Source organism: Arthrobacter ginkgonis (assembly GCF_039540195.1).
In the GTDB taxonomy this organism is placed as follows: Bacteria; Actinomycetota; Actinomycetes; order Actinomycetales; family Micrococcaceae; genus Zafaria; species Zafaria ginkgonis.
Genome location: NZ_BAABEO010000024.1, coordinates 24,442 through 43,885 on the forward strand (window position 1 = coordinate 24,442; position 19,444 = coordinate 43,885).

17 protein-coding genes are annotated in these 19,444 nt (G+C 70.9%); 6 read left to right on the forward strand and 11 right to left on the reverse strand.

The genetic code is table 11. The features are described 5' to 3' along the window. Positions 1-191: 191 nt before the first annotated feature. Entirely contained in the window at positions 192-1,937 is a 1,746-nt protein-coding gene (locus ABD912_RS17890; RefSeq protein WP_345152962.1) for an FAD-dependent monooxygenase, read from the reverse strand. Between the two features lie 32 nt (positions 1,938-1,969). Beyond that, positions 1,970-3,292 carry an MFS transporter gene (locus ABD912_RS17895; RefSeq protein WP_345152963.1) on the reverse strand — a complete coding sequence of 441 codons (1,323 nt, stop codon included), beginning with the start codon at positions 3,290-3,292 and terminating at the stop codon, positions 1,970-1,972. A gap of 175 nt (positions 3,293-3,467) precedes the next feature. On the opposite strand from ABD912_RS17895, the gene ABD912_RS17900 reads away from it, so the two are divergent. Next, positions 3,468-4,307: an IclR family transcriptional regulator gene (locus tag ABD912_RS17900; RefSeq protein ID WP_345153183.1), complete on the forward strand. Its 840-nt coding sequence runs from the start codon at positions 3,468-3,470 to the stop codon at positions 4,305-4,307. Between the two features lie 160 nt (positions 4,308-4,467). Here the strand turns inward: ABD912_RS17900 and ABD912_RS17905 are convergent, their stop codons facing one another. After that, a complete protein-coding gene (locus ABD912_RS17905) occupies positions 4,468-5,346 on the reverse strand; it encodes a fumarylacetoacetate hydrolase family protein (protein WP_345152964.1) in 879 nt (292 codons plus the stop codon). Between the two features lie 77 nt (positions 5,347-5,423). Between ABD912_RS17905 and ABD912_RS17910 the strand changes: the two genes are divergently transcribed. Genes ABD912_RS17910 through ABD912_RS17925 form a run of 4 tightly spaced genes read left to right on the forward strand, consistent with a single transcriptional unit; the run spans position 5,424 to position 8,698 of the window. Continuing rightward, positions 5,424-6,185 (forward strand): FadR/GntR family transcriptional regulator, encoded by a 762-nt coding sequence (locus ABD912_RS17910; RefSeq protein ID WP_345152966.1) that lies wholly within the window; start codon positions 5,424-5,426, stop codon positions 6,183-6,185. Positions 6,186-6,244: 59 nt separating this feature from the next. After that, entirely contained in the window at positions 6,245-7,504 is a 1,260-nt protein-coding gene (locus tag ABD912_RS17915) for a DUF3500 domain-containing protein (protein ID WP_345152968.1), read from the forward strand. Further along, positions 7,501-7,902 carry a nuclear transport factor 2 family protein gene (locus ABD912_RS17920; RefSeq protein ID WP_345152970.1) on the forward strand — a complete coding sequence of 134 codons (402 nt, stop codon included), beginning with the start codon at positions 7,501-7,503 and terminating at the stop codon, positions 7,900-7,902. The genes ABD912_RS17915 and ABD912_RS17920 overlap by 4 nt, the downstream gene beginning before the upstream one ends. 31 nt (positions 7,903-7,933) lie before the next feature. Further along, positions 7,934-8,698 carry an IclR family transcriptional regulator gene (locus ABD912_RS17925; RefSeq protein ID WP_345152971.1) on the forward strand — a complete coding sequence of 255 codons (765 nt, stop codon included), beginning with the start codon at positions 7,934-7,936 and terminating at the stop codon, positions 8,696-8,698. A gap of 32 nt (positions 8,699-8,730) precedes the next feature. Here ABD912_RS17925 and ABD912_RS17930 read toward each other — a convergent pair whose 3' ends face one another. Together ABD912_RS17930 and ABD912_RS17935 are read right to left on the reverse strand one after the other, a co-directional pair. After that, entirely contained in the window at positions 8,731-9,477 is a 747-nt protein-coding gene (locus tag ABD912_RS17930) for a DAPG hydrolase family protein (protein WP_345152972.1), read from the reverse strand. Beyond that, the gene (locus ABD912_RS17935) at positions 9,474-10,772 is read right to left on the reverse strand and encodes an MFS transporter (protein ID WP_345152973.1); all 1,299 of its coding nucleotides are present in this window, start codon (positions 10,770-10,772) and stop codon (positions 9,474-9,476) included. The genes ABD912_RS17930 and ABD912_RS17935 overlap by 4 nt, the downstream gene beginning before the upstream one ends. A gap of 222 nt (positions 10,773-10,994) precedes the next feature. Here ABD912_RS17935 and mhpA point away from each other — a divergent pair, with 222 nt between their 5' ends. After that, positions 10,995-12,647 carry a bifunctional 3-(3-hydroxy-phenyl)propionate/3-hydroxycinnamic acid hydroxylase MhpA gene (gene mhpA, locus ABD912_RS17940; RefSeq protein ID WP_345152975.1) on the forward strand — a complete coding sequence of 551 codons (1,653 nt, stop codon included), beginning with the start codon at positions 10,995-10,997 and terminating at the stop codon, positions 12,645-12,647. Positions 12,648-12,730: 83 nt separating this feature from the next. Here mhpA and ABD912_RS17945 read toward each other — a convergent pair whose 3' ends face one another. The 6 genes from ABD912_RS17945 to bioB form a co-directional block, all read right to left on the reverse strand. Beyond that, entirely contained in the window at positions 12,731-13,504 is a 774-nt protein-coding gene (locus ABD912_RS17945; protein WP_345152976.1) for an SDR family NAD(P)-dependent oxidoreductase, read from the reverse strand. A 134-nt stretch (positions 13,505-13,638) separates the two neighbouring features. After that, a complete protein-coding gene (gene bioD, locus ABD912_RS17950; protein ID WP_345152977.1) occupies positions 13,639-14,421 on the reverse strand; it encodes a dethiobiotin synthase in 783 nt (260 codons plus the stop codon). A 13-nt stretch (positions 14,422-14,434) separates the two neighbouring features. Further along, positions 14,435-15,514, reverse strand: coding sequence for a cytochrome P450 (locus ABD912_RS17955; RefSeq protein WP_345152978.1), 1,080 nt, complete (start codon positions 15,512-15,514; stop codon positions 14,435-14,437). Further along, positions 15,511-16,710 (reverse strand): 8-amino-7-oxononanoate synthase, encoded by a 1,200-nt coding sequence (locus ABD912_RS17960; RefSeq protein WP_425548107.1) that lies wholly within the window; start codon positions 16,708-16,710, stop codon positions 15,511-15,513. Before ABD912_RS17960 ends, ABD912_RS17955 begins: the two co-directional genes overlap by 4 nt. An 8-nt stretch (positions 16,711-16,718) precedes the next feature. Beyond that, the gene (locus ABD912_RS17965; protein WP_345152981.1) at positions 16,719-18,173 is read right to left on the reverse strand and encodes an adenosylmethionine--8-amino-7-oxononanoate transaminase; all 1,455 of its coding nucleotides are present in this window, start codon (positions 18,171-18,173) and stop codon (positions 16,719-16,721) included. Next, the gene (gene bioB, locus ABD912_RS17970; RefSeq protein WP_345152982.1) at positions 18,166-19,344 is read right to left on the reverse strand and encodes a biotin synthase BioB; all 1,179 of its coding nucleotides are present in this window, start codon (positions 19,342-19,344) and stop codon (positions 18,166-18,168) included. Before bioB ends, ABD912_RS17965 begins: the two co-directional genes overlap by 8 nt. Between the last annotated feature and the right edge of the window lie 100 nt (positions 19,345-19,444).

The window sequence follows — 19,444 nt, forward strand, 5'->3', positions numbered from 1 at the left end:
GTGAGTTTAGGCAATCCTAAATTCTGTGTCTACTCGTTCGGGAAACGGCGCGTAATGGATCCGAGGGTCCGGGCAGGGCGCTGGCCCTCCGGACCGCGGCATGCCGTCGACACCGGCGAGGCCGGCTTCGACAGCTGCCGCGCGGTGGCCCCCAAGTCAGGCCACCGCGCGGGGTGATCGGTGCCGGCCCGTCAGGCGTTGGCCCCCGCCCGGTCAACTGCCCGGTCGGCGTTTCCGGAGCCGGTCAGGATGGAATCCGACGCCCAGCCCGTTGCGCGGTCGAGCGCCTCGGCCGCGGAGCCGCCGTCGTTTCCGCGCCACGCGACGTGCTGGTCCGGCCGCACCAGGAGGAAGTCCGCCTCCCACGCCGAGGCGAGGGGGGTGCCGCTTCCCGCGCGCACGGCGCGGATCTCCAGCGGGACCCCCCGCGCCGCGGCCATCCTGGCAACGGGTTCGGCGACGGCCGCCGGCGCCTGCTCGTCCGCGGAATCCGCGTCGACGAGGAGGGTGAACCCCTCGCCCAGCGCGTCGTAGAGGGAGCGCCCGTCCGGCAGCCAGGAGTGGGGCAGCAGGCATCCCGGAGCGGCGGAGGGGCGGTAGGCGATGGGGTCCGGCTGCGGAGGAAGGCCGCCGTCGGAGGAGACGATGGGCGAGCCCGCGTAGTTGTAGCCGAGGACCAGGCCGAGCGAGTCGAACTCGCTGCGCTTGACCTGCAGCGCCGTACGCGCTTCCGCCCGGAGGGCGTCCCCTGCCGGCCCGCCTTCTCCGAGCCGTTCGTCCGCGAAGTCGTAGGCCAGGGCCTTGCCGTTGTCCGCGGCGTCCTGGATGGTGCGCTGGGCCACCGGGCGCCGTTCGGCGCCGTAGCTGGCCAGCAGGCCGGGACCGCCCCATCCGTGGATCTCGGCGGCCAGCTTCCAGGCCAGGTTGGCCGCGTCGCCGATGCAAGTGTTGAACCCGTGGCCTCCCCACGGCGGATTGAGGTGGGCCGCGTCGCCGACCAGGAAGATGGTCCCGTCGCCGTAGCGTTCGGCCAGCAGCATCCGGGCCGTCCAGGGATCCTCCGCGATGATGTCGACGTCGATCTCCGCGCCCACCATGGCCCGGATGGAAGCGGCCAGGTCGACGTCCGCTCCCGAGAGGTCGACGCCCTGCAGGATGACCCACCAGGTGCCGTCCAGATTGGCCGGTCCGATCATGCCCGGAGCCTGGGGGTTCATCACCCAGTACTGGACCGCGGGATCCAGCTCGACCAGCTCCGCCAGCTGCGCCGAGCGGAAGAGCACACTGAGGTTGCTCCGTGCCGCGGAACCGCCTTCCAGGGCGATCCCCAGCGACTTCCGCACCACCGAGCTGCCGCCGTCGGCCCCGACGACGTATTCGGCCTCCACCACGCGCCGCGACCCTGCCGAATCCTCGACCTGGACGCGGTGGGGAGCCCTGGCGGCGCCGGTGCCGGTTCCCGGGGCGAGGCCCGTGACGGTGACTCCGGTATGGAGGCTGACCAGGGGGTGCGAGCGGACCGCCTCGCGCAGCACGGTCTCCAGCACGGGCTGGGGGACCTGCTGCCCGCATTCGGGCTGGGCGTCGTAGCGGCCGGCGTCGAGCTGGAACGCGTTCGGGAACCGGGTGATCTCCCGCCCCGTGAGGCCCGAACAGAAGATGACGTCCTGGCTGAACCGGACGGGCAGCGGGGCCGCGGCGCGCAGGGCGTCGGCAAGGCCCAGCCGCCGCAGGTGGGTCATGGTTCGCGCGTTGGTGGTCTTGGCCCGAGGCCGGTGCGGATCGATCGATGCCCGCGGCTCGACCACGACGCTGGGGATGCCCCGGTGGGCCAGGTCCAGTGCCAGGAACAGTCCGCTGGGTCCTCCGCCGGCGATCAGGACGCGCGTGCCGGAGGGCAGGCGGTCAAGGGCTTCGTGCGGGGGGTGGATTGCCATGGGGGAATGCCTTTCTGGGGGTGGATGCCGGGCTAGGCGACGGTCTCGGCGGACGGCGCTGCGGCGGACGGCTGGGCGGCGGAGGCGGGGGTGGCTGACGGCCGCAGCGCGAGCATCAGCGCCCCGCCGATCAGGGCTGGGATGGCGAAGGCGGTGGCGGCGACGGGAACCCCGCCTCCGAAGCTGACCAGGAAGGCGCCGTAGGTTGGGCCTGCGATCGCCCCGATCCGCCCGATGGCCAGGGCCCACCCAAGTCCGGTGGCCCGGACGGCCGCCGGGTAGAACTGGGCGATGTAGTCGTTGATCATGTTCTGCGTTCCCAGGCCGCCGAAGCCGGCCACTGCGGCGAGCACGGCGATCACGGCAGCGGGCGGGTTCAGGGACATCAGGAGCAGCGCCGCCGCGGCGCTCGCGAATCCCGTGATGACCAGCGGCTTCGGTCCGGTCCGCTGGCTGACAGCCGAAGCGAGGACGGTGCCGACGACGGCGCCGAGGGAGTAGCAGAGCAGGAAGGACACCGAGGATCCGACGCCGTAGCCGGCCGTGCGCATGATCTGCGGCAGCCACGTGCTGACTCCGAAGATGGTCAGCAGGCTGAGCAGCGTGATCCCCCACAGCATGAGCGTCGGCCGGCGATAGCCGCCGGAGAGCAGCGTGCGCAGCGGGGATCCGGCGGGACGCTGCCGTACCGTGGATTCGGTGGCGGGAACCAGCCCGTAGGCGGCCTCGACGCGTCCGGCTTCGGCATGGCGGCCGGTAGCGTGCAGGAACGAGGGCGACTCGGGAAGGGCCCGCCACGCGAAGGGGACCAGGAGCAGCCCAGCCGCGCCGATCGCGTAGACAGGACGGAACCCGTGCGACTCCAGCAGCGCCAGGGAGCTGAGGGAAGCCACGACGGTGCCTACGGCCGGGCCGGTGAGCACCGCGCCGAGCGTGATCGACTTCCGTCCCGGGAGGGCGAATTCGTTGGTCAGGGCCACGGCCGTGGGCAGCAGGCCTCCGACTCCGAAGCAGGCCACGAAGCGGAACGCGGCGAAGGTCTCCCAGGACGGCGCCGCGGCGCAGGCGAGCATGGCCACCGAAAAGAGCGCCAGCGCCCCGACGAAGATGCGCCGCCGCCCGAGCTTGTCGGTCAGGGTGCCGACAACCAGCGAACCCAGGAGCATGCCCACGAGCGCCAGGCTCCCCACCATCCCGGCGGAGGCGGGAGTGACGCCGAAGGGTTCGGGCCCGATCAGGCCGGGGAGGGTTGCCCCGTAGACGTACAGGTCGTAGCCGTCGGCGAGGAGGCCGAACCAGCAGATGAGGAAAACCCCGAGGAGCGACTTCCTCTTGAGGGTGGAGCTCATAGTCATTTCCAATCCACGAAAGACGGATGAAGGGGTGGCCCGCGGCGGGGCGTTCGCGTCGCGGGCCACTTGGATCGGCTCCGTTGCGCGTTGGGTTTGAGCTTCTCCGATCGGGACCGGGAGAGGAACCGGCTTTTTCACTCAGTGACATAGCATTTGTGTTGTGGTTCACAACGAAGAGATGCGCGGCGCCGGCGCGGGAACTCCCGCACCGCAGGGCGGGGCCCGGGGCGAACCGGTGCTGCGGCGGGCCCTGAGCCTTCTGGACCAGTTTTCCGACGAGCGGCGCGTGCTGGGGCTCTCCGAGCTCGCCCGCCTCGCCGGGATGCCGCCAGCCACGGCCTTGCGCTTTGTCCGGCACCTGACGGAGTGGGGAGCGCTGGAGCGCCTCGAGGACGGGCGCTACGTGGTGGGCATACGCCTCTGGGAGGTGGCGACGCTTGCTCCCCGCGGACACGGCGTGCGCCAGGTCGCCCTGCCCTATCTGGAGGATCTGTATGAGGTCACCCATCACCACGTGCTGCTGGCCGTCCTCGAGGGGTCCGGCGCGGTCCTGATCGACCGCCTTTCCTCAAGGAATGCCACGGAGGTCGCCTACCGCGTCGGCGGACGGCTGCCGCTTCGAACGACGGCGGTGGGCCAGGTGTTGCTCGCGCACAGCGAGCCCGGGCTGCAGCGCGAGCTCATCGCCCAGCCCGGGGACCGCGAACCGGGCACTCCCGACATGTCCGAGCGGGAACTCCGTTCCGTCCTCGCGTCCGTCAAGGCCGAGGGCGTCGCGGTGGTGCGCCGCGTGCAGCCTTCCCGGACCGTCTCCGTTGCGGCTCCGGTGCACGACGCAAGGGGCTTGGTCGCGGCCGCCATATCGATCGTCGTCCCGGAGGGCGCCAAGCCGGCCCACGAGCTGATTCCCCTGGTGCGCGCCGCCGGGCGGGCCGTCTCGCGCAGCCTGGGCCACCGGCAGCCAACCTCCGCCGTCCGCTCGGCGGGCACCGAACCGGCTGGCATGAAACCCCTGTAGGGCACGCCCGAAGACCGGCCGTGACCGGCAACCACCCTCCGGACGCGACGGACGGCGGCTCGCCACCGAAGGAAGGGCTCCTCCGGCGGCCAGCCGCCGTCGTGCAGGTCAGCTAGCCCCTCGCGGAGAGCTGGGGGCGCCCCTCGGCGGGGCTCGCGGTTCAGGCCAGGGCCTTCTGGCCGCCTTCCGCAGCCGCGCGGCGGGCCTCGTTGCCGACGACCTTGTTGGTCAGCGTGCCGATCTTCTCCACCTCCACCTCCACGACGTCGCCCGGCTGGAGGAGCCACTGGGGGTTGCGGGCGTATCCGACGCCGGACGGCGTTCCCGTCGCGAGCAGGTCGCCCGGGCGGAGGGTGAAGGTCCGCGAGATGTGGGCGAGCGTGTCTCCCACGGTGTAGACCATCTCCGTCGTGTTTCCGTCCTGCACGGTCTCGCCGTTGACCCGCGTGAGAACCCGCAGCCCGTCGCGGAGGTCGCCGACCTCGGCGGCCGGGACCAGCGGACCCAGGGGGCCCGACTTGTCGCCGTTCTTGCCCAGGATCCACTGGGAGGTGAGCTTCTGGGCCTTGCGGGCCGTGAGGTCGTTGAACGTCGAGTAGCCCACGACGGCGGCCAGGGCCTCCTCGGGCGTGGCGTCGACGAGCGTTTCGCCAACCCACGCAACGATCTCGCCCTCCCAGTCGAGCCCGTCCTCGCCGGCCGGGACGGGGACTTCCGCCCCGTCGACCGTCAGGGACTGCGTCCAGCGGGCGAAGAGGGTGGGGTGTTCGGGCAGCTGCTGGTCGCTGTAGGAGCCCTCGGCCACGTGCTTGAGGTAGTTCAGGCCGATGCAGATCACGCGCGCGCCCGGCAGTACCGGCGGGACGAACTCCACGTCCGCCGCCGGGACCGTCCGGCTGGGGGTGCCTCCGGCGAGGTGGCTGGCGGGTGCGGCCCAGAACTCCTCCAGGCCGGCCAGGATGCCGACCTCCGTGCCGTCCCCGGAAAGGACGCCGACCTCTACGCTGCCGCCTCCGCGGCGGATTCCCACGATTTTCATGTGCTTCCCTCCGGGCCGGAAAACCCGGCTCCATAAAACCTCTAAAACATTCGCACCTTTTGTGCTTGAATAGGAGCATGACACAGATCACTGGCCCGGTACAGCCCACGCCCCGGGATTCGGGGACGGCCGCGGTTCCGTTGACTGAGGCCATGGTCCTGAACCTGGCCGCGCCGCGCTCGCGGGCCGAACAGCTGGCCGCGGCGCTGGATGAGCGGATCAGGTCCCAAGGCCTGCAGCCGGGCGACTGCGTGGGCACGTTGCAGGGGCTCCGTGAGGAGACCGGCTACGCCCGCGCCACCGTGAGCGAGGCGGTGCGGCTGCTGCGGGAGCGCGGGATCCTGGAGATCCGTCCGGGCCGCACCGGAGGACTGTTCCTGGCCCAGCCCACGCCCGTCGTGCGGCTGCGCCACACCTTGCTCACGGTCAGCGAGCAGCCCTCCGCCGTCCTGGACGCCATCGAGCTGCGGGACCACCTTGAGGAGCTCATCGACGTGGGAGCCGCCCGCTGCCGCACGGCTGCGGACATCGCGGAGCTGCACCGGCTGCTGCGGGAGATGCAGGCGGCCGGGGACTGGAACGCCTTCATGCGCGCCAACTGGGCGCTGCACTCCCGCATCGCCGAGATCGCCCCCAACGCCATGGCCCGGGCCGTCTACGTCGGAACGCTCGGACATCTGTCCTCCACCGGGTCCTCGCGTTTTGATGCGGACGGCCCGGACGCAGCCGCCTACCGGGCCGAACGGCACCGCGTGCACGCGGCACTGGTCGAGGCGATTTCCGCCGGAGACGTCCCGGCCGTCCGCGACGCCGTGGCCCAACACAACGCCACCCACTGATCCACCCCGCTGCCAGTCCAACCCAGCCACCAGGCCAACCAACAAGGGAGTTGCCAACCATGACCACTGCCGAATTCCGCAACTATCTCTTTCCCGAGGGCCACCCGCGCATCGAGGAGGTGCGCGGCCTTGACCCGTACGCCTACCGGGAGGCGGCGCGGACGGAGGGGACCTTCACCGGCGGCCTCGTGGAGGGGTGGACGCCGCTGTACCTGAACGAGTTCCGGGGCGTGACCGAGGACGGAAACCTGCGCGAGGGCCTGTTTCCGCTGGAGCCGGCCCGGCCGGGGGAGGAGGCTCCGGTGGCCGCGATGGTCGAGGCCGCCGAGGCGCTGCTGGCGGCGGTCTCGGAGGCGGACCGGCAGAAGCTGGCCCACCCGGTGGACGCGGTTCAGTGGCAGACCTGGGCCAACCCGGAGTTCATGCAGTTCGACACCGGCCTGCGCCTGGAGTTCCAGCCCCAGGACGTCCGGGAGAAGGCGCTGGCCCTGATGGAGGCCTCGCTGAGCCCGGAAGGCTACCGGCTGGCCCACGACATGATGCTCATCAACGGCTTCCTCGGGGCGGTCGTGGGGCTGGAGAACGTGCTCAACGAGTTCAGCTACAACTTTGCCCTCTACGGCACCCCCCACCCCACCGCCCCCTGGGGGTGGCAGCTCTACGGCCACCACTGCGCCGTGAACTGCCTGGTGGTGGAGGGCCGCATGGCGCTCGGGCCCGTGTTCTTCGGGGCCGAACCCAACGAGATCGACGAGGGCCCGCACTCCGGCACCGCCGCCTTCGGCGAGCGCATCCGCCTGGGCACCGGCCTCATGGCCGCGCTGCCCGAGGAGCAGCGCACGGCCGCGACCGTCTATGAGCAGATGGTCGATCCGGCGATGCCCGAGGGCCGCGTGCACCCGGGCGACGAACGCCACCTTGCCGGCGCCTTCCAGGACAACCGGGTGATCCCGTTCGAAGGAATCCGGCTGGCGGACATGCCGCAGGAAGCGCAGCGGCTGGCACTGGCGATCGTCGAACAGTTCGTGCTTCCCCTGCCCGAAGGGCCCCGTGCGGCCCGCATGCGCGAGGTGGAGGCGCACCTGGGGGAGACGTGGTTCAGCTGGATCGGCGGCCATGAACCCGGCGACGTCTTCTACTACAGGGTCCAGTCCCCGGTGGTCATCGCCGAACTGGACCACCACTGCGGGGTGTTCCTGGACTACGACACCCCCAAGCACTTCCACGTCCACACCGTCCTGCGCACCCCGCACGGGAACGACTACGGCCGCGCCTGGGTGCGCCAGTGGCAGGCTGCCGGGCAGGAACAAGACCGGTGAGCCGCGAAGCCGAGGCCCGGCACCGCGTCGCCAACCTGCTTCACGAGTACGTAGAGATCGCCGACCGCAAGGACGTCGACGCCGTGGTGGAAATGCTCGGCCGCGCCGAGGTCCTCTTCCCCGCCAGCGGGTCCCACGACCCTTCAAGCGCCCGGCAGCTCTTCACCGAGCTGTGGAGTGGATCCGTCCCACACCGGCACGACGTCAGCAACCTCATTGTCCGGCCGGGAGGGGATTCGGGTTCAGCGTGGCATGCGACCGCGCACTACACGCGCTGGGTTCTCGCCGACGAAGGCCCATTCGTGCATACGCTGGGTCGCTACGAGCTGCTCGTGGATCCCCAGGAATGGTCGATCGGCAAACTGATAGTGAGCCGGGTGTGGACGGCCGCGGGTTGAACAGCGGCGCATATGTCCCGAGGATAATCCGGTGACCACGCTCTCACGCGCCAGCCTCATCCTGGACGCCCTCGCCGAAAGTCGAGGGCGTCTGACGTTGTCGGAACTGGCCACGCGTACTGGGCTTCCCCGGTCCAGCGTCCATCGGACAATCCAGGACCTCGAGTCCGAGCTCTACGTCGTGCGCACATCCGACAGGCCCGGTTACACTCTCGGACCCGGCGTCCTGAAGTTCGGATTGGCGGGCCACCTCCAGCTGCTCAGCGCGAACCGCAGCAAGCTCGTCTCCTTGGCCAGGGAGACCAACGAGAATGCCGAGTTGGCCATCTTCAACGGCCGGGAGGCAGTCATCGTCGACCAGGTGGCTTCGCCGGAGCGGCTGATTGGCGTAACGAAGGTCGGCCGGAGCTTCTCCCTGCACGCAAGCTGCATCGGCAAGGCGCTTCTCGCGTCCCTTCCCCCTGTCCGGGCGGAGGAACTCCTCCCGGACGCGCTGGAGCGCTTCACCGATACAACGGTCGTCGACCGTGGCGACCTTCTTGCCGAGCTCGACGTGATTCGACGCGTGGGAATCGCTGTCGACATTGAAGAGCACGACGTCGGCATCTGCGCGGTAGCCACCGCGATGGTCGGTCCCACGGGGGCTCTCCAAGCCATCGCCGTCGTCATGCCGACCAGGCGCTTCGCCGCCAAGGGCGCCGCGGCCCTGTGGGGACTGAAGGATCTCAACCCTTCGATCGATGCGACGGCGGCCAAGGCGCATCTGGACGAGAAAAGGCGGGCCGGACTCGGCTGAGTCCGGTCCGCCGCTCCGCGTTGCGGGCGCCGCTACCAGGGCCGCGGGACGTCGACCTTGTCTCGGTTCTCCGCCTGGTACAGCGGGGGCAGGATCCGGGAAAGGAAGGTGAACTCGTCATACGCGTGCTGCAGCAGGTTCGGTCCGAGCCGCGCATCGACCTCCGCCGCGACCTGCTCAGGGCCCAGCCCCAGCGAGGGAAGGTCGTAGCCCATCAGGAAGTGGCTTCTCAGTGCAAGGCCCCATTCGGTGTCGCGGCCAATGTGCAGCAATCGCCCACCCACCAGTGAACCGTCCGCGTGGCGGGGCTCGTCGTGCCCCATGCCCGCATGGCCAGTGACCGCTGCCGACACCGCGCCGCCGTCGCGGGCGGCGATGTAGGCCCCCTCGTCGAAGAACCTCGTCGGGTCGTGGAATTCAATAAGGAGCTCCTGCTCCGGGAGGTTCGTGAGCTTTTCCGTGACCACGTGCGTGGATCCCGCCGCCTGTCCGGGAGTGCCCCCCTTCCAAGAGCTCGACCCATGGTCGAGCGGGTGCCACCAGCGATACTCGCGGTCCCCGGGCCGGCTTCCAAACCACCATTCAAACATCTGACCGGTGCAGCCGTGCATATCCGTTCGCACGGCCACGTGCAGCACGCCGTTCTCCAGTCGCCGGTATCCGGATTCCATCTCCATGGGACGGGGGTCGAGAAGACGGTCGAAGTCGAACAATGCTTCCTCCAGGTATCCCTGCACGGGCGACTGCCGCGCAGCGGCGGGGTTGTTGACCAGTGTCATGCCGGAACCTCCGAAGTGAGAAGCGGCTCGCCGTGGCGGCCCTGAGGATGCCTAAACGATGCATGCGTGGTCTTGCGGTCGGCGATGAGGAGCGCGACCACCGAGACGAGGCACACGCCTGCAGCGACGGCGAACGTGGCGAAGATTCCGGTGGAGCCGCCCGCGGCGATCGCCGCCCCGCCCAAAGTCGGACCAAGGAAGGCGCCGACGAAGGAGGTGCCGTTGGACCAGCCCAACGCGGTGGCGCGTGCTGGCAGCGGGTACATGTCGGAGGTCGCAGTGTGCACGAGGTTCATGGTCGAATGCCCCCCGATCCCCATCAGCGAGATGCTGACCACGGCTGCGGGGACCGAGGCGGGCAGGACGAGCATCCCGACCATTCCCGCGACGGTGCAAGTGGCGGTGATAGCCGCCGCCGACGAGGCGCCCCGCCGGTCCGCCATCCACGCCGTGGCGAAGGACCCGAGGACCGCCGCCCCCGTAAGAACGAAGCTGAACAGCAGCGCGGCCTGGAGTGCGAAGCCCTCGCCGATCATGGACTCCACGACCCAGACATTCAGCCCCTGCCAGGCGACCATGTTCGCGATCGCGCACAGGGCCACGATGACTGCGACGGCAGTGCCACGACCGGTGAACACTGCGGCGAGCTTGTGGCGGGACGACCAAGTGCGTTGGGCCGCCTCAGGCTCGCTGTTCGTAGGGATCTTCATCCACGACACCGCCACGAGAATCGCCAGCGTGACTCCCGTCCCGATAAAGAGCATGGCCCTCCAGCCCAGTGCGGGAAGGACCGGAACCGCCACTAATGCCGCGACCACTCCGCCGAGCGGGATGCCTGCCATGGTGATCGTCACGACCAACGATGCCCGGCGGGGCGGCGCGCTGTTGCGCGCCACGGTCATCGATGTTGTCAGGGCCGCCCCGCCGCCGATTCCCGTGAGGAAACGGGCGATGCCGAGCATCGACCCGTCGACCGCTGCTCCGCTGAGCGTGGAGCCCAGGGCGAACACCGCAATGGCCACGATGAGCACCGGCTTGCGGCCCAGGCGCTCCCCGAACAGCGGTGCGGCGAGGGCTCCCAGAATCGCTCCGATATAGACAATGCCGCCGATCAGCCCGATGGCTTGATCGGAAATTCCCAGGGCCGGATCGCGCAGCAGAAGCGGAACCACCTGTCCGAAGACGATGAGGTTGTACCCCTCGATGATGGTGATGACCATGCAGAGGGCGATGACGCTTGAGGACGAGGGGTCGCGGGCTCCTGCGCCCACGGACACGGACGATGGTGCATGCATAGGTGCTCCTTGGATCGGGCCGCACACCTCGGGCGGCTTTCACCCCAAAGAGTGCGAAAGCACTGTGATACACACAACACGCCTGTCCCGGCTTCCGGGACAGGTGGTGACGCGCATCACGTGCCGTCCCGGAAGCCGGGACGCTGCGGGACGGGGGTCATCAGCGGCTCCCTACAGTTGGGGCATTCCCGCCCCGCGTGGGCCCGAAACGGAAGGCCAACCATGAACACCACTCCCGAGGTCCCGGAGATCCTCACGGCCGACGTGACGATCGTGGGCTTTGGCCCCGTAGGCAAGCTGCTGGCGATTCAGCTGGCTCGCCGCGGCCACCGGGTCGTCGTGGTCGACCGGAAGCAAGCCGGCTACCCGTTGCCGCGCGCGGTCACGCACTGCTCGGACTTTGCCCGCATCCTGCAGTCCGTCGGACTGGCCCCGGACACCATTCCCGAAGTGACCCAGCCCTACGACGACATGTACGTGTGGCGCAATGGAATCGGGCAGACCCTGGTGGAGGTCGACTGGAGCGGCGTGGGCGAGTCCGGGTGGTACAACACCTACTTCTTCAACCAGCCTGACCTTGAGGACCGCCTGGATGCCCTCGTCGCCGAATTGCCCTCGGTCACCGTCCTGCGCGGCTGGGAGGCCGGCGACCTTTCCCAGGACGCCGTAGCCGCTCGGGCCGTGCTGCGCCGGTCCGAGGACGGGCGGCAGTGCACCGTCATCTCCAACTGGCTGGTCGGAGCGGATGGGGCCAACAGCGGGGTGCGCCGCTGGGCAGGGATCGACTGGCACGACGACGGATTCTTTTATGACTGGCTGGTCGTCGACGTCAAGCCCGGTCCTGAATTGGATTTCCCCCATGTGGCTTCCCAGCTGTGCGACACGGCCCGGCCGGCCACCATGGTGCCCGGGGGACCCGGGCGGCGCCGGTGGGAGTTCATGCGCCTTCCCGGAGAGACCAAGGAAGAACTCAACCGCGCGGAGAAAGCCTGGGAGCTGCTGGCGCCCTACGGCGTCACTCCGAACAACGCTGAGCTCGAGCGCCACTCCGTCTACACCTTCCAGGCCTGCTGGGCCACCCGATGGCGCCATGGCAGAGTGCTGTTGGCGGGGGACGCTGCCCACCTGATGCCTCCCTTTGCCGGCCAGGGCCTCGGCGCGGGAATGCGGGATGCCGTGAACCTCGCTTGGAAGCTCTCAGCCGTCCTTGACGGGCTAGCTGACGAGCGGCTCCTGGACACGTACGGCCCGGAACGCTCGCAGCACGCCGTCGCCTTCGTGAAGTTCTCCATGGCCCTCGGGGAGGTCATCTGCCTGACCGACCCGGCAGAAGCCGCCGAACGCGACCACCGGATGATTCGCGAGTGGGCCGACACGCGGACAGCGCCGGCTCCACCCCGGCCGGGGCTCGGTCCCGGCCTGCACATCGGCCAGCACGGCGGAGAGCTGGCGATCCAAGGGCGGGTCGCCCTTCCAGGTGGACGTACTTCCCTGCTGGATGATGTTCTTGGTGGCCCCGGCGCCCTCCTGGCCCGTCATGCAGAAATGCTTCACGGCATTTCCCCCGCGGAGCGCAGGATTCTGGCACGCGTGGGCATCCGCCTCGTGGCATTGGGCGACTCCGATGGAGCGGATCGTGACGGTATCACGATTGTCGAAGACATCGACGGTACCTACCATCGATGGTTGGACTCCCTTGAGCTTGAGGACTCGAAAACCAGCGTCGCGCTGATCCGGCCCGACTTCCACCTCTATGGCGCCGGAGGAAGCGCAGAGGCGCCGAGCCTGGTGGAAAGCCTGCTCGCCAGCCTGCACGGCGGGCACCCCACATATGGCCGCGACAGTCACGCCGCCAGGCAATCCGTCCCGCTCTAGACCCCGGGCAGAGCGACCGTCGGTCCGTATTGGTCTGATCCCGTCCCAAACCTGAAGCCGGAGAGCCTGGCGAGGACTTCCGGTTAGCGGGCGATCATGCCAGCGGTCAGGTCAATGTCGGCGCCGCAGAGCCCGCCCATGCCGAGCATGGCCACGACGGCGGCACCGACCTCCTCCTCGGTGACCATGCGCCGCGTGGCTGCCCGCGAGACGTACTCCTCCTCGGCCTGTTCGACGGGGATGCCCCGGCGGGCTGCCTCCAGGGCGAAGTTCCGGCTCATCCGTGGTCCGGCGATCGGGCCGGGGGACAGGGAGTTTACGGCGACGCCGTGGGGCGCGACCTCGACCGCGAGCGTGGCGGTCAGGCCAAGCACCGCCGCCTTGGACGCGCCGTACGGGGTGCGGCCCGAGAGCGGGCGCTTCGCTGCGACCGAGGCGATGTTGATGATGTCTCCGGCGCCGCGCGCGATCATCGGCGGGAGGAACGCCCGGCACATGAGGAAGGTCCCCCGCACGTTCACGGCGAAGACGTCATCCCACTCCTGGGGGTCGATGTCCGTCAGGGGCGCCACCGGCCCGGCCACGCCGGCGTTGTTGACCAGGATGGAGATGGACCGTTCAGCCAGCGCATCGCGCGCGTCGTCGACGGACTTCGGATCGGACGTGTCGCAGATGATTGTGAAGGCTTCGCCGCCCAGGTCCGCGATCTCGGCGGCAACCGCCTCCAGCTTTTCGGGCTGCCGTCCCAGCAGGCCAACGGCTACGCCCTCACTCGCCAAGGCGAGGGAAATCGCGCGGCCGAGGCCGTTCCCGGCGCCGGTGACAACCGCACTCCGTCCGGAGAGTACGCCGCTCATGCCTGGACCGGCCCGAGTGGAGGCTGTGGGGTGAACATTCTGTTTCTCCTGGTAACGGTTGTCCCGAAGCTCCCAGTCTCTTTGTATACGTATACATTGTCAAGGGCCCCTGTTCGACGCCGCCCGCCGGTCCGTCAGCGGGCCGAAACAGCGCCGGCGTCGAACCCCTTTTCCTCCATCCCCTTCTCTCCCAGCCACCCTGCGGCCCCGGCCGCGAATTCGGCCGGCGCCAGGGCCGAGGCCCCGGCCGGGACCGCGCCGAGGAAGGGCACCGGCAGCCCGCGCAGGTGCTCCCGGTTGGACAGCTCCACCTGGTCCGGGTCCTCGGGCCAGGATCCGATGACCAGCCCGGCCACGTGCAGGCCCCGGCGGCCGAGCGCCTCCAGGGTCAGCTGGGTGTGGTTGAGGGTGCCGAGCCCGCTGCGGCAGACCACCACGGTTCCGGCCCGCTCCGGGAAGGCGGCCGCGAGGTCGGCGAGGGTGTGCCCGGCACCGTCCAGCTCCACCAGCAGCCCGCCGGCGCCTTCGACCAGCACGTGCCGGTGGTCCCTGGCCAGTCCCTCGATGCGCGCGACATGCTCGGCCAGGGGCGGCAGCGCGGCGCCCTCCAAGGCGGCGGCCGGCGGCGGGGCCATCGGGGCCTTCAGCCGGACGCCTTCGAAGACCTCCGGGACGCCGGCCAGCCGCCGCACCTCGTCCATGTCGCCCGGCTCGTCCCCGAGCACGCCGGTCTGCGTGGGCTTGTACACCGCCACGGCGCCTGCGGTGGGCTCGTGCGGGCCGGAATCACCCGGCCCGTGCGGGCCGGACCGGGACAGGAGGGCGGCGAGCGCCGCCGTCGTGATGGTCTTGCCGACGCCGGTGTCCGTCCCGGTGACGAACAGCAGCGGCGGCAGGGCGGAAGGGCGCGCGGTCATAGTTCCTCCATGGTCAGAGTGCCTCCACGGTTACGGTCAGCGGAGCCTGGAAGGAAAGCAGCCGCAGCCAGTCCGGCTCCGGCCCGCACAGGCGCACGCCAGGCAGCGCGCGGGCGGTTTCCTCCACGGCCAGGACGGTCTCCAGCTCGGCGAGCTTCGCGCCGAGGCAGCGGTGCAGCCCGTGCCCGAAGGCCAGCGAGTAGGCGGTGGGGGCGGCGTCCGGATCATGGTGGCCGGCCAGCTCCAGCAGGATCTCGGACCCCGCGGGCAGTTCGGTGCCGCCCAGGACCGTGTCCGCCGGGCAGGCCCGGCGCCAGGTGTGCACCGACGGTTCCACGGCCAGGACTGTACGGACCAGCTCCCGGGCGGAGCCGCCGCCGGCCAACCGCGCCCAGTGCGCCGGATCCTGCAGCGCCCGGTAGAGGGCGGTGCCGATCAGCAGGGCGGTGGTCTCCTGCCCGGCGATCAGCAGGAAGTAGCCCAGCGAGCAGACCTCGGCGGTGGACAGCCCGGCCGCGGACAGGGCGCCGAAGAGCGAGCCGCCGCCGCGGCTGGCGATGACCTCCGCCCGCAGCCACGTGTAGAACTCGGCCGCGGTCCGCGCCAGCTCCAGCTGGCGGTCCTCGTCCGGCCAGCCCCAGAACAGCTCCAGCGAATCCTGGCTCCAGCGCTTGAGCACGGCCGGATCCGGCAACGGGAAGCCGGTGAGCTCCTGCATGATCACCGGCGGGATGTGCGCGGCAATCGTCGCGGCCAGGTCCACCGGGCCGCCGGGCTGGTCCACCGGCCCGCCAGCCAGGGCGGCCGCCGCCGCCTCGGCACGGGCCCGGGTCAGCTCCCGCACCCGCGGACCGATGCCGGCGACCTTGGCCGGGGTGAAGAACCCGGCCACCACCGAACGCACCAGACGGTGCCGTTCCCCGGTGGCGGAGGCCAGCACGGGAGGCAGGGCGAAGCGCGCCCGGCTGAGGATCCGCAGCGCCGCCGGGCTCAGCGGCACCACCGACGTCAGGGCGTTGGTGGGCAGGAAGTCGTCGATCCGGCGCAGGACCTCGCGGACCTGCTCCGGGTCCTGGACCACGTGGTAGCTCATGCGGGAACCTCCGTCAGGGACAGCAGGGTGCGGATCAGGGCGGCGGCGGCGCGGAGCTGTTCCGGGGACAGGTCTGCCCGGGCGGTGAGGCGCAGCCGCGAGATCCCGTCCGGCACGCTCGGGGGGCGGAAGCAGCCCACCAGCACGCCCGCCTCCTCCAGTCGCGCGGCCAGGCCGGCGGCGCGGGTGGCCGGGCCGACGGGCACGGACTGGACGGCGCCGGCGGCCTGTTCCAGGCCCAGGGCCCCGGCGATCAGTGCCGCGTTGCGGGCCACGGATTCCACCCGCCCGGGCTCGGCGGCGATGATCCGGCAGGCCTCCGCGGCCGCGGCGGCGGCGCAGGGGGCCAGGGCGGTGTCGAAGATGAAGCTCCGGGCGGTGTTGACCAGGTGCTCGCGCAGCGCGGCGGACCCGAGCACGGCCCCGCCCTGGGCCCCGAGGGCCTTGGAGAGGGTGGTGGTCAGCACCACGTGCTCGGCCCCGGCCAGCCCGGCCGCGTGCACCGCCCCGCGTCCGCCGCCGGCCACGCCGATTCCGTGCGCCTCGTCGACCACCAGCAGCGCGTCGTACTCGGCGCACAGTTCCGCGGTGGCGGCCACATCCGCGGCGTCCCCGAGCACCGAGTAGATGGATTCGATCACGACGACGGCGCGCGGCTGGCTGCGCTGCGCCAGCAGCCGGGCCAGCGCCTCCAGGTCCCCGTGGGGGAACACCTCCAGGGGGGAGCGGGAGAGCCGGGCGCCGTCGATCAGGGAGGCGTGGGCGTGTTCGTCCCGGACGATCAGCGTCCCGGGTCCGCCGAGCGCGGTGAGGATGCCCAGGTTCGCGGTGTAGCCGCTGGAGAACGCGAGCGCCGCGGGCTGGCCGGTCAGGGCGGCAAGTTCGGCCTCCAGTTCGGCGTGGACCGGGTGCGTGCCGGTGACCACCCGGGAGGAGCGGGCGCCGGTGCCGTAGCGGGCAACGGCGGCAATCCCGGCCGCCTGCAGCCGCGGATCCGCGGCGAGGCCGAGGTAGTCGTTGGAGGCCAGGTCCAAAAGAGGGGAGTCCAACACGGCCGTATCCAGGACGGCGGCGCCGTTGCGGGAAGCATCGGTGCGGGATGCATCTAGGTGGGATACATCTGGGCGCGGCACGGTGCTCCGGACCAGGCCGCGGCGGCTGCGGACCCGCGCCTGGGCGCCGAGCCAGTCCTGCATGGAGCCCATCAGCCGTGCACCGCCCCGACGGCGGCGACGATGCCGCTTCCGATCGCGGCCACGTCCGCGGCGGAGCAGACGTACGGCGGCATGGCGTAGACGAGGTTACGGAACGGGCGCACCCACACGCCGTGTTCGAGCGCGGCGCGGGTGAGGGCCTGGACGTCCACCGGCCGGTCCAGTTCGACGACGCCGACGGCGCCGAGGACGCGCACGTCACGGACCGATCCCAGGCCGGCGGCCGGGGCCAGCGACGCCTGCAGGGCCCCTTCGATGCTGCGGACCTGGTCCCTCCACCGGGCGGAAGCCAGCAGGTCCAGCGAGGCGGACGCCACCGCGCAGGCCAGCGGGTTGGCCATGAAGGTGGGCCCGTGCAGCAGGGCCCGGAACTCCGAGGCGGTGATCGCCGCGGCGACGCCGGAGGAGCACAGCAGCGCCGCCAGCGTCAGGTAGCCGCCGGTCAGCGCCTTGCCCACGCACATCACGTCAGGCACCACGCCCGCCCACTCGCCGGCGAAGAGCCTGCCGGTGCGGCCGAAGCCGGTGGCGATCTCGTCGAAGATGAGCAGCAGCCCGTGCTCGTCAGCGACCCGGCGCAGCGCCCGCAGGCACTCGGGCGCGTAGGCGTGCATGCCGCCGGCCCCCTGCAGCACCGGCTCCACGATAATGCCTGCCAGCTCCTGCCCGTCACGTTCGACGGCGGCCTCCAGTTCCGCCACCCACGCGGCGACCTCGGCCGCGTCCGAGGCCAGCACGCCGTCGGGGGACAGGCCGCCATTCAGCCGCGCGGCCGGCGGTCGGGGCAGGAAACGCTGGGCGGGCAGGGAGGGGAAGGCCGCGTGCATGCCGTCCACCGGATCGCACACGCTCATCGCGCCGAACGTGTCCCCGTGGTAGCCCCCGCGCAGGGCCAGGAACGCGTGCCTGTCCGGCCGGCCGGTGGCCGCCTGGTACTGGATGGCCAGCTTCAGGGCCACCTCCACGGAGACGGAACCGGAGTCGGCGAGGAACACGTGCCGCAGCGGCTCCGGGGCCAGCTCCACCAGCTGCTCGGCCAGCCGGACGGCGGGTTCGTGCGTGAGGCCGCCGAACATGACGTGGCTGAAGCGCCCGGCCTGGTCCCGCACCGCGGCGTCCAGCACGGGGTGCCGGTAGCCGTGGATGGCGGACCACCAGGAGCTCATCGCGTCCACGGCCTCGAAGCGCTCGCCGTCGGACGACTCCAGACGCAGCCGCACGCCCTCCGCGGCGGTGACCGCGTACGGGGCGGGCCCGTCCAGCGGGGCGTACGGATGCCAGAGCAGGCCGCGGTCGCGGGCGATCAGCGTGGGGCCGGCCGGCGCGGAACCGGCCGCTTGCGGACTGCTCGCTCCCGCGTTAACCAGCGCGGCGCTCGCCAGTCCGGCCCCTACCAGCCCCGTCATGCCCAGCCCCGTGCCGCCCAGCAGCGCGGACTCAGGCATTGGGTGCCAGCGCGGTGCCGGCGCCGCGGCGGCGAATGGCCAATTCGACGGGGGAGGCGGGTTCGACGGCGGAGGCGGGCTCGACGGCGGAGGACCCGCCGTCGTCGGCCGAGCAGCACGCATCCGCCGCGCACGCGTGGGCGGCCACTGTGTCCGCGCCCACCGCATCCGCGGCGACCGGAGCAGCGCCGGCCGGGGCCAGGACCGTGAACCCGGCGTCGGAGATCATGTCCAGGTCGGCCTTCGTGGCCTGCCCCTCGCTGGTCAGGTAGTCGCCGAGGAAGAGCGAGTTGGCCACGTGCAGGGCCAGCGGCTGCAGCGAGCGCAGGTGCATCTCCCGCCCGCCGGCCATGCGCAGCTCGGTGTCCGGGCAGGCGAAGCGGACCAGAGCCAGGATCCGCAGGCAGTGCGCCGGGGTCAGCAGCCAGGTGCCCTCCAGCGGGGTGCCGTCGAAGGGCATCAGGAAGTTCACCGGAATCGAGTCGCTGCCCAGGTCCCGCAGGGCGAAGACCGCGTCGATCAGCTCCTCGTCCGTCTCTCCCATGCCCACGATCAGGCCCGAGCAGGGGGAGAGCCCGGCGTCCTTGGCCGCGGTCACCGTGCGCACGCGGTCCGCGTACTCGTGGGTGGTGCAGATGTCCGCGTAGTTGGACTCGCTGGTGTTCAGGTTGTGGTTGTAGGCGTCCACGCCGGCCGCCTTGAGCTTGTCGGCCTGGCCCTCCTTGAGGATTCCCAGGCAGGCGCAGACCTCCACGTGGGGGTGCTCCTCCTTGAGCCCGGCCACCATGGTGGCCACCCGGTCCACGTCGCGGTTGGTGGGGCCCTTGCCGCTGGCCACCAGGCAGACCCGGGACGCGCCGGCGCGGATGCCGCTGGCCGCCTGCTCGGCCGCCTCGTGGGGCTTGAGCCAGGTGTACTTGAGGATTTCAGCTGCCGATCCCAGCCGCTGCGAGCAGTAGGTGCAGTCCTCCGGGCACAGGCCGGACTTGAGGTTGACAAGGTAGTTCGCCTTGACGGTGTTGCCGAAGTGGGCGCGGCGCAGGCGGGCGGCCGCGGCCACCAGGTCCATCAGCGCGCCGTCGTCGGAGCCGAGGATCGCGCGGGCGTCCTCGCGGGTCAGGGTGCCGCCGGAGAGTTGCCGTTCGGCCAGGACATCAAAGGAATTGAACACCGTTCAATGATTGGGTGCGCGGCGGGAAGATGTCAAAGGTTTTCTTGGGAACGGATTCCGGAACGACGGCGGCGACGGGCTTTGCCGCGTGCCGTCGGGA

Bases quoted from the DNA above. Each gene is read 5' to 3' on its own strand.
- ABD912_RS17965 (WP_345152981.1), bottom strand. From the start codon at position 18,173: ATGCCTGAGTCCGCGCTGCTGGGCGGCACGGGGCTGGGCATGACGGGG.
- ABD912_RS17890 (WP_345152962.1), bottom strand. From the start codon at position 1,937: ATGGCAATCCACCCCCCGCACGAAGCCCTTGACCGCCTGCCCTCCGGC.
- ABD912_RS17905 (WP_345152964.1), bottom strand. From the start codon at position 5,346: ATGAAAATCGTGGGAATCCGCCGCGGAGGCGGCAGCGTAGAGGTCGGC.
- mhpA (WP_345152975.1), top strand. From the start codon at position 10,995: ATGAACACCACTCCCGAGGTCCCGGAGATCCTCACGGCCGACGTGACG.
- ABD912_RS17900 (WP_345153183.1), top strand. From the start codon at position 3,468: ATGCGCGGCGCCGGCGCGGGAACTCCCGCACCGCAGGGCGGGGCCCGG.
- ABD912_RS17895 (WP_345152963.1), bottom strand. From the start codon at position 3,292: ATGACTATGAGCTCCACCCTCAAGAGGAAGTCGCTCCTCGGGGTTTTC.
- ABD912_RS17945 (WP_345152976.1), bottom strand. From the start codon at position 13,504: ATGAGCGGCGTACTCTCCGGACGGAGTGCGGTTGTCACCGGCGCCGGG.
- ABD912_RS17910 (WP_345152966.1), top strand. From the start codon at position 5,424: ATGACACAGATCACTGGCCCGGTACAGCCCACGCCCCGGGATTCGGGG.
- ABD912_RS17935 (WP_345152973.1), bottom strand. From the start codon at position 10,772: ATGCATGCACCATCGTCCGTGTCCGTGGGCGCAGGAGCCCGCGACCCC.
- ABD912_RS17930 (WP_345152972.1), bottom strand. From the start codon at position 9,477: ATGACACTGGTCAACAACCCCGCCGCTGCGCGGCAGTCGCCCGTGCAG.
- ABD912_RS17960 (WP_425548107.1), bottom strand. From the start codon at position 16,710: ATGCAGGACTGGCTCGGCGCCCAGGCGCGGGTCCGCAGCCGCCGCGGC.
- ABD912_RS17955 (WP_345152978.1), bottom strand. From the start codon at position 15,514: ATGAGCTACCACGTGGTCCAGGACCCGGAGCAGGTCCGCGAGGTCCTG.
- ABD912_RS17915 (WP_345152968.1), top strand. From the start codon at position 6,245: ATGACCACTGCCGAATTCCGCAACTATCTCTTTCCCGAGGGCCACCCG.
- bioD (WP_345152977.1), bottom strand. From the start codon at position 14,421: ATGACCGCGCGCCCTTCCGCCCTGCCGCCGCTGCTGTTCGTCACCGGG.